Source organism: Pseudanabaena sp. FACHB-1998, assembly GCF_014696355.1.
In the GTDB taxonomy this organism is placed as follows: domain Bacteria; phylum Cyanobacteriota; class Cyanobacteriia; order Pseudanabaenales; family Pseudanabaenaceae; genus Pseudanabaena.
Genome location: NZ_JACJQA010000007.1, coordinates 26759 through 43283, shown reverse-complemented (window position 1 = coordinate 43283; position 16525 = coordinate 26759). Strand labels below are relative to the sequence as shown.

The 16525-nt window shown below is 41.9% G+C and carries 15 protein-coding genes; 7 read left to right on the top strand and 8 right to left on the bottom strand.

Going from position 1 to position 16525, the window contains the following annotated elements:
* The first annotated feature begins 118 nt into the window (after nt 1–118).
* The 3 genes from H6F42_RS03635 to H6F42_RS03625 all read left to right on the top strand — a co-directional run bounded on the left by H6F42_RS03635 (nt 119) and on the right by H6F42_RS03625 (nt 4504).
* Nucleotides 119–2071: a WD40 repeat domain-containing serine/threonine-protein kinase gene (locus H6F42_RS03635; protein ID WP_190398005.1), complete on the top strand. Its 1953-nt coding sequence runs from the start codon at nt 119–121 to the stop codon at nt 2069–2071.
* A gap of 309 nt (nt 2072–2380) precedes the next feature.
* On the top strand, nt 2381–3121 hold the full coding sequence (locus tag H6F42_RS03630) for an alpha/beta hydrolase (RefSeq protein ID WP_190398004.1): 741 nt from the start codon (nt 2381–2383) through the stop codon (nt 3119–3121).
* A gap of 153 nt (nt 3122–3274) precedes the next feature.
* Complete coding sequence (locus H6F42_RS03625; RefSeq protein WP_190398003.1) at nt 3275–4504, top strand: hypothetical protein; 1230 nt, start codon at nt 3275–3277, stop codon at nt 4502–4504.
* A 218-nt stretch (nt 4505–4722) separates the two neighbouring features.
* On the opposite strand, the gene H6F42_RS03620 is transcribed toward H6F42_RS03625, so the two are convergent.
* The 5 genes from H6F42_RS03620 to H6F42_RS03600 form a co-directional block, all read right to left on the bottom strand.
* Nucleotides 4723–6297, bottom strand: coding sequence for a glycosyltransferase family 39 protein (locus tag H6F42_RS03620; protein ID WP_190398002.1), 1575 nt, complete (start codon nt 6295–6297; stop codon nt 4723–4725).
* 108 nt (nt 6298–6405) lie between these two features.
* Entirely contained in the window at nt 6406–7533 is a 1128-nt protein-coding gene (lptC, locus tag H6F42_RS03615; protein WP_190398001.1) for an LPS export ABC transporter periplasmic protein LptC, read from the bottom strand.
* A gap of 58 nt (nt 7534–7591) precedes the next feature.
* Nucleotides 7592–7870, bottom strand: a complete 279-nt coding sequence (locus tag H6F42_RS03610) for a hypothetical protein (protein WP_190398000.1) — start codon at nt 7868–7870, stop codon at nt 7592–7594.
* Between the two features lie 5 nt (nt 7871–7875).
* Nucleotides 7876–8091, bottom strand: coding sequence for a hypothetical protein (locus H6F42_RS03605; protein ID WP_190397999.1), 216 nt, complete (start codon nt 8089–8091; stop codon nt 7876–7878).
* Nucleotides 8092–8103: 12 nt separating this feature from the next.
* Complete coding sequence (locus H6F42_RS03600; RefSeq protein ID WP_190397998.1) at nt 8104–8730, bottom strand: Uma2 family endonuclease; 627 nt, start codon at nt 8728–8730, stop codon at nt 8104–8106.
* 226 nt (nt 8731–8956) lie between these two features.
* Here H6F42_RS03600 and H6F42_RS03595 point away from each other — a divergent pair, with 226 nt between their 5' ends.
* Together H6F42_RS03595 and H6F42_RS03590 are read left to right on the top strand one after the other, a co-directional pair.
* Complete coding sequence (locus H6F42_RS03595) at nt 8957–9223, top strand: hypothetical protein (protein WP_190397997.1); 267 nt, start codon at nt 8957–8959, stop codon at nt 9221–9223.
* A complete protein-coding gene (locus H6F42_RS03590) occupies nt 9213–9503 on the top strand; it encodes a type II toxin-antitoxin system RelE/ParE family toxin (RefSeq protein WP_242018314.1) in 291 nt (96 codons plus the stop codon). Before H6F42_RS03595 ends, H6F42_RS03590 begins: the two co-directional genes overlap by 11 nt.
* Before the next feature lie 536 nt (nt 9504–10039).
* Here H6F42_RS03590 and H6F42_RS03585 read toward each other — a convergent pair.
* Entirely contained in the window at nt 10040–12841 is a 2802-nt protein-coding gene (locus H6F42_RS03585) for an SUMF1/EgtB/PvdO family nonheme iron enzyme (protein ID WP_190397996.1), read from the bottom strand.
* A gap of 72 nt (nt 12842–12913) precedes the next feature.
* On the opposite strand from H6F42_RS03585, the gene H6F42_RS03580 reads away from it, so the two are divergent.
* Nucleotides 12914–13252, top strand: coding sequence for a CU044_2847 family protein (locus H6F42_RS03580; RefSeq protein WP_190397995.1), 339 nt, complete (start codon nt 12914–12916; stop codon nt 13250–13252).
* Here the strand turns inward: H6F42_RS03580 and dusB are convergent.
* Nucleotides 13244–14242 (bottom strand): tRNA dihydrouridine synthase DusB, encoded by a 999-nt coding sequence (gene dusB / locus H6F42_RS03575; protein ID WP_190397994.1) that lies wholly within the window; start codon nt 14240–14242, stop codon nt 13244–13246. The genes H6F42_RS03580 and dusB overlap by 9 nt on opposite strands.
* Nucleotides 14243–14487: 245 nt before the next feature.
* Here dusB and H6F42_RS03570 point away from each other — a divergent pair, with 245 nt between their 5' ends.
* Nucleotides 14488–15393 carry a phosphoribulokinase gene (locus tag H6F42_RS03570; RefSeq protein ID WP_190397993.1) on the top strand — a complete coding sequence of 302 codons (906 nt, stop codon included), beginning with the start codon at nt 14488–14490 and terminating at the stop codon, nt 15391–15393.
* Nucleotides 15394–15418: 25 nt separating this feature from the next.
* Here H6F42_RS03570 and hisG read toward each other — a convergent pair whose 3' ends face one another.
* Nucleotides 15419–16051, bottom strand: a complete 633-nt coding sequence (hisG, locus tag H6F42_RS03565) for an ATP phosphoribosyltransferase (RefSeq protein ID WP_190398038.1) — start codon at nt 16049–16051, stop codon at nt 15419–15421.
* Nucleotides 16052–16525 lie beyond the last annotated feature (474 nt).

Sequence of the window (16525 nt, the reverse complement as noted above, 5' to 3'; positions counted from 1 at the left end):
AGCAAAACTAGAGAATTGCGGTGCAATCCTCTAGTTTTGAATGAGCCTGTGTTAGTTTGACTTCACGGCAGACTAGCTTATAATCAAACATAAGGGTTGCAGTTGGAGTAAGGTTCTCATGGCGACATCACAAACACTGGGTAAAGCGTTTGGCAATCTCTTAGGTGGACGCTTTCGAGTAGTCCAAACGATCGCTGATGACACCTATGGGCAAACTTACTTAGTTGAAGATACCGTGGCGGCGGAAATGCCGCGATGGATTGCCAAAAGCTTTTGTCTAATTAACAAAACTAATCTCCAACTCGACTGGGCGCGATCGCTATTTCATAATGAAGTTCCCAAATTGCAGCAACTTAGCGATCAGAGTATCGACTTTCCTAAAATTACGACATACTTTGAACAAGAAGAGGAATTTTATATCGTTGAAGAAGCAATTAATGGAACTCGCCTGAGTGAGGAGCTTGCTTCTGGCAGGCTTTATAGCGAATCCGAAGTGATTCAATTTCTGCAAGAACTGCTCACAAGTTTACAGGTTGCCCATAATTCAAATATGGTGCATGGAGATATCAATCCTCGCAATTTAATCCGTCGCAAAGGTAGTAGTGGCGGCAATCATCATTTCGTATTGACCAATTTTGCCATTCTCAAAGGAATTTATGCGACTTCGGCACGCAATGGCGTTGTATTAGGCACGCCCAGCTATATGCCCTTTGATCAGGCGATCGGCAAGTTTACCCCTAGCTGTGATATTTATGCGCTGGGATTAACTGCCATTCAACTTCTCACAGGTTTGCATCCTAGCCAATTAGTGCGACGAGAAGATTTGAACTTGCTCGATTGGCAGATGGGTTCTACGATTCGTGCCGAACTTGCTACCATTCTCAATCGGATGGTGAAACATCGTCCAGAGGAACGCTATCAAACTGCTCAAGAAGTTATCTACGATCTTGATAACTTACCAGTGGGACAAGATTCCAATAGTTTCCAGATGCCATCCTTTGAAGGAGGATCGGGGCTTCAAAAATGGGCGATCGCCTTGGTTTGTATTGCAGGGTTGGGCTGGGGCGCAATTAATATCTATCAAAACTTACCGAAACTTTCCTCTGTTCCTAATAGTTCCCCTAAACCTGAGACTATTACAGAACCTGCAAAACCACTTCTATCCTATCAACTTAGACTAAACCTAACAGGACACACAGGGTGGGTCAGAGCAGTGGCTTTCTTTCCCAATGGCTTCAGTTTCGCTAGTGGTAGTTACGATCGCACTTTGAGATTATGGAACGTTCGCGACAATCAATCCTTTGGAACCTTATCCAATCACCTTGGTTCCATTTCAGGGATTAATTCGATCGCAGTGCATCCCAATGGCAATACCTTCGCCACAGCTTGTATTGATAAATCCATTAAATTATGGAACTTCCGCAGTGGTCAGCCAGTACGAAATTTGGATGGTCACAATGGACAGGTCTATAGCGTAGCCTACAGCCCCAATGGCAAAAACCTAGTCAGTGCGAGTGCAGACAAAACAGTTAAACTTTGGAATTGGCGTAAAGGTGAGCTAATCCAAACCTTTGAAGGACATCAAGATAAGGTGGTCTCAGTGGTTTTCCATCCCAATGGCAAAAAGTTAGCTAGTGGTAGTTTCGATCAAACCATCAAAATTTGGGATATTGAGTCAAGTAAGGAGATTCTATCGATTTCAGGACATAACGCACCCATAAATGCGATCGCCTTTAGTCCAGATGGCAAACTCATCGCGAGTGGTAGTCAAGACCAAACCGTGAAAATTTGGGATGCCGCGACGGGTAAATTAGTCCGCACTCTATCAGGGCATACAGGCGGCGTATTGGCGTTAGCATTTAATCGTGATGGCAGTGCGATCGCTTCGGGCGGTGCGGACAAAACCATTCGGATTTGGGATGCCGCAACAGGTAAAATCACGCAGACCCTGAGCAATCATGAGGCTCCCATCTTGTCCTTAAGTTTCAGCCCCAAGGATGCCACTCTCGTTAGTGGCAGCGCTGATCGCTCAGTGAAAGTGTGGCAATTATTAGCCGCGCAAAAGCCTTAACAACTATAAAAAAGAGTAGGGTGTGAAGCATTTTCACTCTTTTTTATAGCAAACTATTGACAATTATAATCAATAAGGCTAACTTGAATATCAAGTTCTGACGCGGATGTTTGACTCAGCACCGTTTCATTATTCATAGTTCAAATGCGTTTATGGGATGGAGGATGAGGTCATTTTACGAAAATTGCTGAACTTAAATTGCCGTAAAAGTACGATTTCGTCTTTCATCCCTTTATTTATAATGCGCGTGTGGTCACGGATTTTATTTTTAATCTTACAAACTTATTAATAATTAATTGCAATAAATTTATGGCATTTAAACAGGCTACCTGCCCCCAAGTTGTGGGTATTTCCACTAGCCAACCTCTCCAGCGTTTTGATTTGCCCCTACTGCGATCGCTATCACGCCAATATCCAGTAGCTCAGTGGCAATTTTGCCAAGATCCCGATCAATCTATTGATTTAAACTCAGCGATCGCCTCGCTCCATGACTATTTGCAAACTTGCCAAGATAAAGTACATCTGGTCGGACATGGAATTGCAGGATTAGTGGGATGGCTTTACACTCGCCAATATCCTGAGCGAGTGCGATCGCTCACCCTATTATCGGTAGGAGTAAACCTCGCCACTAGTTGGCATAGTCATTACTACGAACAACGCCAATTAATGTGCTGTAGCCGCGAAACAATCTTAACTCGTAGTGCTTTTTATTTATTTGGCTATCGCGACAAAGAAATTCTGTATTGGTTAGCAAATTTACTGAAAGAAGATCTAGATAATTCCCTAGTTCCGCATTCTATCTATGCACCCACCTATATCTTACCAAAATCACTATCCGTGCCAATGCTGATTTGTGGCGCAGTAGATGATTATGTGATTGGAGAACAGGTGTATAAAAAATGGAAATCTTATTTTAAAGATAGCGATCGCCTATGGCTAAGTCAGCATGGCAAGCATTTTTTTCATTATTCGCAAAGCCAATCCGTTAGTAAACAAATTCACAATTTTTGGCAGTCTTTATCTTTGGTTGCTAATGCGATCTTTGTATAGTTCAAGAAGAGAAAGTCGGCGCAAAGCGCCGACTTTCTCTTCTTGGCTAGGGTTTAGCCTAAGCTATTCACTTTTTGGGTAGGATTTGGGTAGGATATTAAGTGCAAGCCCTAAGTGATTAGTTGATTTATACAAATAATTTTGGAGATTCCCATGAAGTTAGCTGAGTTTCTTACTCAAGGGCATCAATTGCGGCAGCAAGATCGAACTTCGGCGATCGCGTATTTTGAACAATGTCTGCAAAATACGAATATAGGTGGTAGTTCGGAGGAAGATCTACCTACAACGGCAAGAATGTTACTGGATTTGGCAGCCGAGTTGATTGCGACAAAACAACCAGAGTCTTTGCAAAGAGCTAAAGACCTTGTAAAACGGGCGGGAAGTACTTTAAATCAAAATCTAGAGAATCTAAATCTCGAAACTGTTGACGAACAAAAGGCTTATTTTTTTTATGTAAGTGCAATTTTAGCACTGGAATCGGGGGAGTTAGTTGAGGTATTACCAGCTTTAGAACGGGCTTATCACAGCTATGGTGATAATGGGGAAGGAAAAGCTTTAACGGATGATGCGATTGGATTATATTTCCTAAAAATTGCCGATTATAATTCGGCTCTCATGAGTTTGGAGCGATCGCTATCAGTACGTCTAGAAACTGAGGATGAATGTGCTATTGCCAAAAGTTATGCCTATCTAGGTCAGTTGTATTTACTAATTGGCGATATCAATCAAGCGGCTGGGCTATTTCAAAATACTTTAGAGATTGCCCTGACCCATTCTAATAATTACTTGCGAATACAGGCTCTCAAGGGACTCGCCAAGGTGGCGATCGCCCAGTCTCAATGGCAAGAAGCGATCTCCTTCATCAAAGACACGATTTCTTTACTCAAGGAACCTGTAGACAGCATTGAAATTGGCTATTTATATTGCGATCTCGCTGAAGCAATGCTAGGCGATCGCCAAATTGAAGATAGTTTGATTTGCATCCGTATTAATGTGTTACCACGTTTTCGCGATTTTCAATACGCAAGGGGAATTGCTATTGCCAAACATCTACGCGGACGGATTTATGTCTATCGTCTATTAGAAGGTCTAGAGAGTCTTGACGAAGATGCCATTGAAACTGCGGAAGACTCTCTCTTAGATGCTTCTCTATCCTTTGAGCAATTTGGCATGATGGTGGAATATGCCAAATCTCTCTATGATTTAGCCTGTCTTTACCAGTTATGCGGTAGCTCACAATATCAATATCAATATCAAGGTAAGTCTTTGCGATCGCTAGAGTTGTCTCTCAGCGTGTTAGATCAAATGGGTATGAGTGATACAGGGCTTGCATCCAAAGTGGAATCCATGCTCAATCAAGTAATGCGCGGCAGTTTTTCGTAAGCATTAGGTAGTCCTAAATATGAACATGTGCCACGCCACTTTTTAAGGAGAACTTAGAGGATCAAAACTTACAAATAAACGCTTAAGTAGCGGGGCATAATTAAAAAACAGAGCCAAAACCTGTGGCGCACGCTACACGTATGCCACAAGTTTTTGGGGTTTATATTTAATTACGCCGAGCTACTTAGAGTAAATTTATTCATTTTTTAGCTTGACTTCTAATTATTAGAATTAAGGTCGAATAAGTATAAGGAAATTGATTCATTCAGACCACGATAATCCGCCTTTTCTAGAAGATTATACCTTTTCTTAAGGGTATCTAAAAACTGAATAGTTTTACTATATTTCATTTTCCCTAAATCACTACTAATATTGTTGTCACTAATAAGAGCTAATTTTCTATAGCCTTTTTTTATCTCTTTTTGAATCAGACGTTCCGTCTCTTCCAACAACATTGGATTAGCCCATATTTCTGCATAGTTTTGAGGGCTAAAGATTTCTGGTTTATCCCACCGTGCAAAACCATAAAATTGGACTGGATGCTTTGAGAAGTAATAGCCAAAAGTTGGAGCCAAAAAATCTGGACTTAGAATGTATAGAGTTTTTTTATCATCTTTTCGTGTTTGCCAAGATTTTGCTAAGGTCTTAATGCCAGATTTATCAATATTTCCAAAACTCAAATCATACTTATTTCGATTAATAACAGAGAATATCAATAGGATGACAAGCAATCCTAGAATTGCTTGACGAACATAATACTGCCATTTAGAAGTCTTGTTACTATTAACATAATCCAATAAAAATTTTGACAGAGCCAGTAAACAACTTCCATAAAAAGCCCAAGCAATGGGTGCAAATGGCAAAATGTAACGCCCTTTATAGGAAAATATTGCTTCTATAGCTATTATATATATGAAGCATATACCTAAGATGAATGTATATATTTCTGGAGAAATATGAAAGTCTCGAATTGTTGATTTAGTTTGAAAGAATTTTCTTAATATAATACCTAATCCCAAAATAATAAACAATAAATTTAGCTTTCTTGGATTTATTAATGTATATCCAATATTCTCATAAAAGATCCTTAAAAAAGGCTCCTTAATAGTCCAAGGAGTGCCTGTATATAAATGAGAAATAAAAATTGGTAGCCATGGCATGAATAATAAAAAGATTACACCAAAAGCTAATGCGAAAGGCATTGCCGATTTTATCGTGTGGGTGAGCAGTAGAAATAAAGTAAGTATAATCAAACTACTAACAAGTAATAAGCCACTATATTGGACGTATAGTAGAATATCTGAACAAATTACAAAGCCAATCAAATAACATATTTGGTGTTTTGTTGTAGCAAGAGCTTTACAGTAAAAAAACATTACCCAGCAGACTAGTAAAGCCGCTAATGTATATGGTCTAGCTTCTTGGGAGTAGTAAACAGATTCTTGGGCAAATGTAGCAATAGTTGCTGCAATTAATCCAGCTTTTGGGGAGCCTGTTAATTTACCTAGGACATAGGTGGAAGGAATGAGCAATAATCCAAATAATAATGCTGGGATCTTAAATATTAGTTCTTGGTCACCAAACCATTGCATCCATTGATGCATAATCAAATAGAAAATTGGAGGATTAAGTTCACTGTATGTGACGGTATTGATAATTTCCTCAAAGTTATTAGGAAGTGAATCAAAATAAGTAGATGCCTCATCTCTCCATAAACCTAGATCAAGACTAGGAATACGTAAATAAATACCAACTAAAACTAACAGAATTATTAAAAACTTTGCTCGGTTCATTTTGAAATTTTTGTCAATTATACCCGATGTGAAAATATTTTCCCCTAATAGCCTGAACCCATTTGAGCAACCTCAAATCTAATTTAGTTGCCCATAGCGTCAAGTAATTTAAGGCGTTAATGTCGTAACCACATTACTGCCAGTAACGGTAACTTTTTGTTCTTCGAGATTCGATACGGCGCGATCGCCCTTGACATTGAGATTTTTATCAGGCTGTTGATAAATGATATTACCTTCGGCAGTAATCGTCTTTGAGGGAATGCTCCATTCCACCTTATCGGCATTCACCACACCCTGCGTAGACTGAAAACTAGCCGAAACCTGCCCTGTGAGATTAATGCGTTCCTCTTCGAGTTGGGCTTGTCCCTGCTGAGCCGTGACCGTGATGCCGCGACTCTTGCTAGTAGCAGTAAACTCTACAGGTAAAGTCACTAATTTTTTGTCTAAATTCCAGAGAGCCTGAGCTGCCACTAATTCCACATCTAATTTAGGATCTTTGGCTTGAATATTGCCCGTAAAAGTAACTTCTTTCTTTTTAATATTCCAATCACCCTTATCAGCCGATAGCTGCATTTTGTCCTTAACTTGAATCACGGAAATGGGAACTTCTGTAAAAACGCGATCGCGTTGAGCATCCCAAGTAACTTTCTCACTCCTCATCTCTAACGGTGGCTCTACGGCGGTAACAATCACTTTCTTTTCGAGACTATAGACATTCGTACTCGGTTTAGCCGTTAGCTCGTTACCCGTCATTCGTAACTTATCTTCAATCTTGTCAATCTGAATATTTCCCGTAGCCTTGAGAATGTCCTGCTCAGCTTTCCACACCATGCGATCGGCTTTCATATTAATTTTTTCTTGAGTAGCGATCGCTCTAATATTGCCCTCTAGAGAAATTTCCTTAGAAACTTGATCAATAGTTCCCTTATCGCCCGTAGCCTCCATCAGAGGTTGTCCATTACGATAAAACTTCCCTTTGACATCCTGCACATCAGCTATCTTCCGATCCTGTCGATAATCAGCACTTTTGGAAGTAATTTCCCATAGTAATTTTCCCTCCGCATCAAATTCCGTAAGGGTAATATTTTGGAGGCTAGAGCCAGCAATCTGAGCCGTTTTATTGAGACTAGTAACTGATGGACGCAAAAACACAAACCATCCCAGCGCGGAAATCAGCACTGTTATAAAAAATAAAATTGAAAACAGGCGGATGTTACGACGGCTAAGTAGTTGCATGATGCTTGGTGATAAGTTTATGAGACTGCCAATATTTTACATAGCAAGCCGTTTTTATTTATGCGATTAAAAGGATTTCTACTATTTGTTTTTGAATTACTTTTTTCTCACTAGGTGAATTGACCGTTTTCAAACTGTTGTGTAATGACATCATTTGTTCAACCAGAGAAACTAGGCGATCATGACTATCGCGATCGCTCTTAATACCAAAATTTATAAGGCGAATAGGTAATTGCTCAATAAATCTTTTCCCATAAGACCAATATCCCCCTCGAAACGGACTGCTGACTTGATACAAATAAAAATCTAACAGGCGAGAACTCAATAGTCCCTGCATATAACTTAATCTTGAGAAATTAAAACTGCTTTTCCATCATTCAATTTATGGGGAAACAATAACCAGTGATGAGGCTTACGAATATCCCAACCTAAAGTCTCAAAAAATGGATCGATAAAATCATTTTTTGCTTGAGTTTCGTTATAGGTTGCTGAGCGATATTCCGATGCATTTTGCTGGAAGCGATCGACTAGCTCAGAGATTTTGGCTGGGACACTCATATCAAAAATTTATTACTCAAAAATCTGGGAGATTAAACAGGAAAAATCTGGCAGAAGTGGCGATGTGAGCGTGTCACTCTCGAATAAAGTCATTGCGAGTTTGAGAACACCATTCTCACGTCGATAAACTTGAATTTGCTTGGCTCGCCAATCCGCAATCCAATATTCCAATACTCCCCTTGATGAATATAGTTTAAGTTTGATTTCGCGATCGCGCTTTTCATTTTCCGTTCCCGCCGAAAGCACCTCGATCGCCAAATCAGGCGCACCCAGCAAGTGTCCAGCCTGATCAATCAAAATTTCATACTTCTCTTTGCTGACCCACACCACATCAGGAATCACATCATCCTTATCGCCAAAAATTACACCCGCACCCATTGCTGTTTTGCCTAATTTTGTGGCGATTGACCACATATCCAAAGCAGTAAAAAATCTGCCGCAGGTGGTTTGATGTTTCCAGTGAGGCGCTCTAGTCACAAAAAGTTCTCCATTAATAATTTCATAACGGTTGCCGTTATCGGGCATCAGTTCTAGGTCAGCACTAGTCCAAAGAAGCTGCTCTTCTGGCTTAGCGATCGCCGCCTCAGCAACGATGGAATTATTAACATTTTCAGTGGTAACAGCGATCGCTTGGGTCATGATGGATTCCTACGATGAGCGATATCGTCATAGTATAGCAATCTCCCCGCTCGCTCCATCTAGACAATCCATGCCATCTTGCAATGACTCAATCCGACAGAGGCGATCGCCTAACTCATCAGCCCAAAATTCAATCGTCATGCTAATTTAAAATAATAAATATCTTAAGATTTTTGCTCGATACTGATTTTATTTTTATACTGAAATTATCTGTCGTAATAAAACTATGAAAGCCTACGAATTTTCTACTACGATTACGCCTGATGGGAAACTCGAACTGCCCAAACATCTAAAAAATTTACCGAAGCAGCCGCAAGTTCGAGTCATTGTTTTGATTGAAGAGTTGCTAGATATTAATTTGGAAGAGCAGAATGAAGTCTTCGATCCAAGTCCATCGCAAATTGCAGCTAGTCTTCATAGAGCATTGCATGAGGTAAAGACTGGACAAACCAAACCAATTTCTCAACTTTGGGATAGTCTGGATGGAAACTGATCAGCCTATTGTTCAAGTTGAAACTTCTGGAAACTTTGAGAGGCAGTTTCGGATTCTATTTAAACGCTATCGTAAAATTCGCTCAGATATACAACCTGTGATCGAGCAGTTACAGGCTGGAGAAGTATTAGGCGATCGCCTGTCGGGGTTAAATATCGTTGTTTTTAAAGTGCGTGTCAAGAATAGCGATATTCAAAAGGGGAAAAGTGGTGGCTATCGACTCATTTATCACGTTAAAACGACCACTAGGATTATCTTGTTAGCCATTTATGTATGCTAAATCTGATCAATCAAGTATCTCTACTACGGAGATTGAAGAAATTGTTGAGGCATTTAAGCAGCAACAAGAGCAATCAGAAATTTAGAAATCGTATTTTGCTCCATTATTTAAGTCTTCTATAAATAAGCCGATCGCTATCAGCATCATTAAGCTCAATCTTGTCCACAAAGCGATCTCTAGAAACCCCTCTTTTTTCCTTTTACCTTTCTACTTTTTCCTTGTTCCAGACATATCTCCCATGCTTCATCGCTATTGATAAAAATTGGTGGCGATAGCAATTTTGTCGTTGGATTTGGAAATTGTCACCGCCTATAAAAATGGTTTGTGATCTGCGACAGAAGGGCGAGCACGGGGGCATCGCCCCTACCAATTTTGTTTTAAATGGCAAATAGAAGGTTCTGGGAATAAATTTTATGAATGGATTGTTAAAAAAATTTGACTACCTAGCAACGAATAAGGATAAAGAAGGAAAAAATGCAAAGAAGGGGAAAGGAGGAAAAAAACAGAAGAGAAAAAGTCCTTACGCAAGAAAGAATTTAGAGAATAACGCGAAAACCGAGGTAATAGTCGCGATGATCTGTAAAGCTCCTATTGCGATTTGCTGAGCGACAATTGTAAGCGTTGCTGAACCATGAGCCGCCACGCTGAGATTTTGTCGTTCCGTCGCCCTCTTTATAATTCTTAATATCTTTTATCCAATTCTGTGAACCTATTGGCGTTCCTTCATAACTGTCATACCAATCATCGGCACACCATTCCCAAACATTGCCATGGAGATCATAAAGTCCCCAAGCATTAGGTAATTTCTGTCCCACAGGATGGGTTTTGCGTTCACTATTTTTGTCATACCAAGCATATTCTCCAAGTTGATCTGCATCACCACCAAAGCAATATTCCATATATTCTTCTAATCCAGCGCGACAGGCATATTCCCATTCTGCCTCGCTAGGGAGCCGATAGCTCTCTCCTGTCAAACTTGACAGCCGCGCACAAAATTCTTGAGCCTCGTACCAATTCACCTTTTCAACTGGGCAATCTTCACCGCGATAATAAGAAGGATTTAAAATCAAATCGATCGCCACCTTGGGTGACATCGCCACCGTCCGCCATTGAGCCTGAGTGACCAGATACTTGCCCATCTGAAACGCTTTTACCGTAACTTGGTGATAGGGTTTCTCATCGTCATCGCCTTTCCCTTCAGGCGATCCCATCCAAAACGTACCACTAGGAATATCCACCATTTCAGGGAAATTCGCAGGATCGAGCCAAGGCTTATATTTATAACGACTGCGCTGCACAAATTCTTCGGGTAATGGGTAATCATTAATCGCCGTTCCCTTTTCCTCAATTTGAGCAATCACCCCCTCAGATAATAGAAACTTATCTTTATCTTCTTCTTTAGCGTTATTAAATCCCTGAAAATTATCCTTCACGAGATCGCAAAGTCTTCGCAAATCACGATCCTGTGATCGCCATTCCTTAAACATTTGCCAACCATCGATCAGCGCTTCATGCGCCAAATCCATAAAAGCAACATTATTCTCCTCACCCATCGTCAACAGTCGCCCCTCAGCCCCCGCAAAAACTTCTAATAAATTCGCGATCGCCTCTCGATCCTCCTCCGATCGCGCCATCTCTAACAAAAACTGTTTGGCTTGACGCTGCCGCGTATCCCTGACATCCTGCCCCGTCCGCACCAATTGCAAAAATAACCGCCTCGTCCAATTGCGTTCCAAATCCGATGACAATCCCTCATACAACTGCTTAGCATGGCGATCCAACGCGCCGCGCAACTTACCCATCTCGGCATAAGCCGTTAAAGTCAATCGATGCTTTTGGCGATCGCGTTTTTCCCATAGCTCCGTCAGCGCAAACTCCAATAACGGCAAACTATTTTTCTCCGCTTCCACATCCTGACAAATCACCTCTAGCAAACCTTCGGCTAGTTCGCAGCCTTGCATTCTTGCAGGCTCAGCGATCGCATCCCTAAGTTCCGATGGCTCTAATGGCACTAACCAAAAGGCGCGATCGCGTTGAATCAACTTTGCCAAAGCAGGATATTGCAAGGCTTGCTCCACAAAATCTGCCCTCATCGTCGTGGCGATCGTCAAACGTCCCTCGTGATCGGCTCCTTCCGCCAGTAACCGTATAAACTCTTGACGCTCCTGCTCGTTGGTACAAACTGTAAATAACTCCTCAAACTGATCCACTACCAGCAAAACTCGCGGCGATCGTTCAGGCAAAATCGCATTTAAACCTTCACTTTCCAATTTTGCATAAGCCTTCTTAATTTCTGTCGGCAACTTATAAAACTGCTCAACTAAAGCTTGTTTTAAGAGCATTAATGGATTGAACCAAGGCTTAATCGGCGGCAAGACGCACCAACCTTGTTCTTTCAACGCTGGCATCAAACCCGCCCTCACCAGCGATGATTTACCGCTACCCGATGCCCCAATCACAGGCACAAACCGCGATGCTTCGATCTTTCTCAACAACAAATCAATCTGACTATCTCGACCACAAAAGTACTTGGCTGTGTTTTGGTCAAAAGCATTCAACCCCACATAAGGACAAGTTTCATCAACTACAGGCGCAACATTCCCCCTCGCCTTCTCAATCAAAATAATCGCGCCACCTCCCGCCGTGCGAATTACTTCCTGACCACTTTGTTGTAGTTGCTTAGACACCTCACTAAATAAAAGATCCAAATCGATTCTTTCCCCTTCCTTTATTTTTGCCTGTAAAACATTCAAAATTCCAGCGGTAAAAATACCATGCTCCTTACCTTCCCTAGCCCGTTCCGAACCCTGACAAGCCGCCATCAAATAATAATTCTTCTCATTGAATACCTTCTGCATCCCCTGATATTGACTGCGTTCCAATAGATTCCCCGCATTACAGCAATCCAGCAATACTACCAAACTCTTTAGTTCCGATTTTGCCACTAGCGTAGTGAAAATATCAAAACTCAAACTATTCTGTCCGTCCTTGCTAGAATCCGTAGCGGCAAAAAAGCCAATATCATCATCTGCATCATTTTTGGCAACAAACCCATGCCCCGCAAAATAGATCAGTGCATCTTTCCCTTTTGCTTGTTCCCCTAAAAAATGTTTAATCTTAGCCAGCAGATCTTTATATTTAACCTCTTTCTTCGGATCAGCATCGAACTCATAACGACTTTCATTATTCGCATCTAGCTTGCGGGGTAATGGCTCAATCACATAATTGCCATCTTGTTCAAATATCTCCGCGATCGCCCCTGCATCGTTAGCAGTTTTTTCAAGATTATTAAAATTGCCATAACGCGCAACACCAATTACAAGCGCAACTTTAGCCATAATTTTTTAAAATTGGAGTTCGGGCGATCATGTATATTTATACAACAATCACGATTGTTAGGTGTAGTTAAGATGTCAGAAGTGCAACAACTAGTAGTCAAAGATGAAAATGGCGAAGAATTTTCAATTTATATAGCTCCTAAAGAACAGCTTGACGAACCTGATGACGAAGAAGGTTATCGCTCGGCAGACTTAACTCCTGTCGATCTCCAAAAAGTGCATAGCACCATTCGCGGCTACACCACCTACGCGATCGGCGCATTTCGCAACCTTAGCACCGTTGAAGTCGATAAAATCACCCTCAAATTCAGTCTCAAAATTGGCGGTAAAGCAGGTATTCCCATGCTCACCGAAGGCTCTGCCGAAAGTAATTTCGAGATTCAAGTAGAATGCAAATTTCCATCAAAATAGATCCTCGATCGCACCATCTAGACAATCCAGACCATCTTGCAATGACTCAATTCGACAGAGGCGATCGCGCAACACCGCTGCTCCTGCAAAACCCCTCGCATACCAAGTCATGTGCTTGCGGGATTGCCTAATGCCGCGTATGCCTTTGTAATCCCATAGCCCTTGTAAATGCTCTTTCGCGACTTCTAAACATTCAATTGGTGAAGGGTCAGGCAAACGTTCACCTGTCTTTAAAAAATAATCCACCTGTCCCACCAAAAATGGATAGCCCAAAGTCCCACGCGAACACATCACGCCATCGGCTCCCGTTTGCTCTAAACAGGCGATCGCCGCCTCAACGGAAAAAATATCACCATTGGCAATTACAGGAATCGTCAGTACTTCTTTAACTTTGCGAATCCATTCCCACTTAGCCTGACCCGTATAGCCCTGCGATCGCGTTCTCGCATGGACAGTAATCATCTTGGCTCCTGCATCCTCCATGCGTTTAGCAAAATCTAAGATCGTAATTTCGTTGTCATCCCAACCAATGCGAGTTTTTACGGTGACGGGAATATCGATCGCCTCGACCACCGATCGCACTATTTGCTCGGCTAATTCGGGTTGACGTAATAGGGATGAGCCACCGCCCTTTTTTGTGATTTTATTGACAGGACAACCCATATTAATGTCTACGGTGTCGGCTCCCTCTAATACTGCTTTTTGGGCTGCTTCGGCAAGAAAATCAGGACGACAATCAAAAAGCTGAATGCTGATCGGGGTTTCGTGGCGATCAATCTCCATGAGCTTGGGCAAAGCCGACCTGTGATGCAGATCCGTTGCGCTGATCATCTCGGTGTAGAGCATTGAGTCTGGGGCATAGCGCCGCACCAACCGCCGAAACACTAAATCCGTCACTCCCGATAAAGGCGATTGTAGTACCCGACTTTTAAGGGCGACATTGCCAACCATTAAAGGTTGTATAAGTTTTTGGGATAGCGGCTCAGCCATGTCTTCAAGTTTTGCCTTAAATGAGTGTTGCTACCTTCGGCGGGGCAACACTACTATAGCTTTTAAGAGTGTGTGAGTCCCACCCGCAAGGTGCGCCTCTCACAACTCATTTCGCACTGCTGTATATATAAAGGTAGATACAACGGTATAGTAGTTTTAATATTTTTTGTGATTTTTGGGCAGCGAGCGATCGCCATCACGTTAATCAAAACACATTAATTAAAATAACTTTAAGGAGAAAAAATTTGTCTAAAAAACATCCAGTTATTGCAGTAACAGGTTCATCGGGTGCAGGTACTAGTACCGTTAAGCGAGCCTTTGAACATATTTTCAGATTGGAAGATATCAAAGCAGCCGTTATCGAAGGTGATAGCTACCATAAGTTCAACCGCGTAGAAATGCGCGAAGCCATGAAGCAAGCGGCGGCTGAAGGTCGTAGTCTCAGCCATTTTGGGTTGAATGCTAACCTCTTAGATAAGCTTGAAGCCCTGTTTCATGAATATGGTGAAACTGGTAATGGTCAAAGACGCTACTACCTACACAGCCCTGAAGAAGCTACACATCACAATGGTCGTTTAGGTACAAATAATCAACCTGGCGAATTTACTCCTTGGGAAAGCATTGAATCTGGCACAGATGTGCTTTTTTACGAAGGTTTGCATGGTGGTGTAGTTGCCGAAGATATTAACCTTGCTCAGTATGTTGATTTGTTGGTGGGTGTGGTTCCGATTGTGAACTTGGAATGGATTCAAAAAATTCATCGTGATAATGCCGAGCGTGGCTATAGTGCTGAAGCGATCGTCGATACAATTTTGCGTCGGATGCCAGACTATGTAAATTACATTGCGCCTCAGTTCTCGAATACTCACATTAACTTCCAGCGCGTTCCTACTGTTGATACTTCCAATCCTTTCATTACTCGCGACATTCCCACTCTTGATGAAAGCTTTGTAATTATCCACACCAATCGTGTTTTCCGTGAGAAGTTCCAAATTGACTTCCGTTATTTGCTAGACATGATTCATGATTCCTTCATGTCTCGTCATACCACTTTGGTCGTACCGGGTGGCAAGATGGGCTTTGCGATGGAGTTAATTTTGAATCCATTAATCGAGTCGCTCGTAGCTGAATCGAAAAAGCTTAAGGCATAAAAAAAGGGCGCTAAGCGCCCTTTTTTTATGCCTTTACTTGCATCTTGTCCATTAGTTCGCTAAAGCGATCGCTATACAAGCGATAACTAAGGGGATGGGCAATTAATCTGGCGGTACTGTAATACAACACTTCAATTTCAATCAGTCCGTTATCCTTTAAAGTTTTGCCCGTAGAAACTAAATCGACGATCGCCTCAGCCATGCCCGTAATGGGTCCAAGCTCGACGGAACCATAGAGGGGAATAATCTCGACGGGTAAATCAATGCTGTCAAAGTATGCACGGGCGCAACCGACATATTTAGAAGCAATGCGGCTATGGGGCGGCAGGTCTAGGGGCGATCGATAGCGACTCTCTCCTGACACAGCGATCGACATCCGACAACCACCGAATCCTAAGTCTAATAATTTGGCAACCTTTGGCGTTTTTTCACGCAGTACATCTTCGCCGACAATGCCCGCTTGGGCTTGTCCATATTCCACATATACAGGCACGTCCTGCGCTCTGACCAGTAAGGCTCTAGCGGTTCCTGTGGGATCTAAAATTTGCAGTTGACGGTTGGCAGGATCAAGAAAAACACTAAAGTCAAGTCCTACATCTTGGAGTAAGCGGATGGAGTCTTTTAAGAGTGAGCCTTTGGGCAGTGCGAAGGTAAACATGGAAGGGTTGGGTACAGCGTTGGTCATAGTTCATTCTATATCTATATCAAAACATCCTTTCCTTCTTAGTCAGAACCAGCGAGATCATGAGCGACGTTGATCGGCAAATATGCAGGCTTCCCATGTGGGTAGGCTTAAGTTAACATCTCAACATATTTATATAAAAATTATTCAAATCCTTCTTCCCTGTGAATAATTATACCAAGGCACTAAATGGCTATGCCACCTAGTGCTTTTAAAATCCTTACTGAGCTTGGTTTTTAATTCGCAAAAGTGTTGTCACACTTTAGTGAATTCGTATTAGACCTACGCGGCTTCGCCGCGATCGCCTAATTATTCACTTTGTATAGCTAGTCTTGTTAAGACACAAAACCCAAGAAGTGAGTGGCGGCGCGAAGCGCCGCCACTCACTTCTTGGGTTTTAGTTTTTCCTAATGCAAGTGACTGTAACTATAAGGCAGGTTCTGGGGGTGG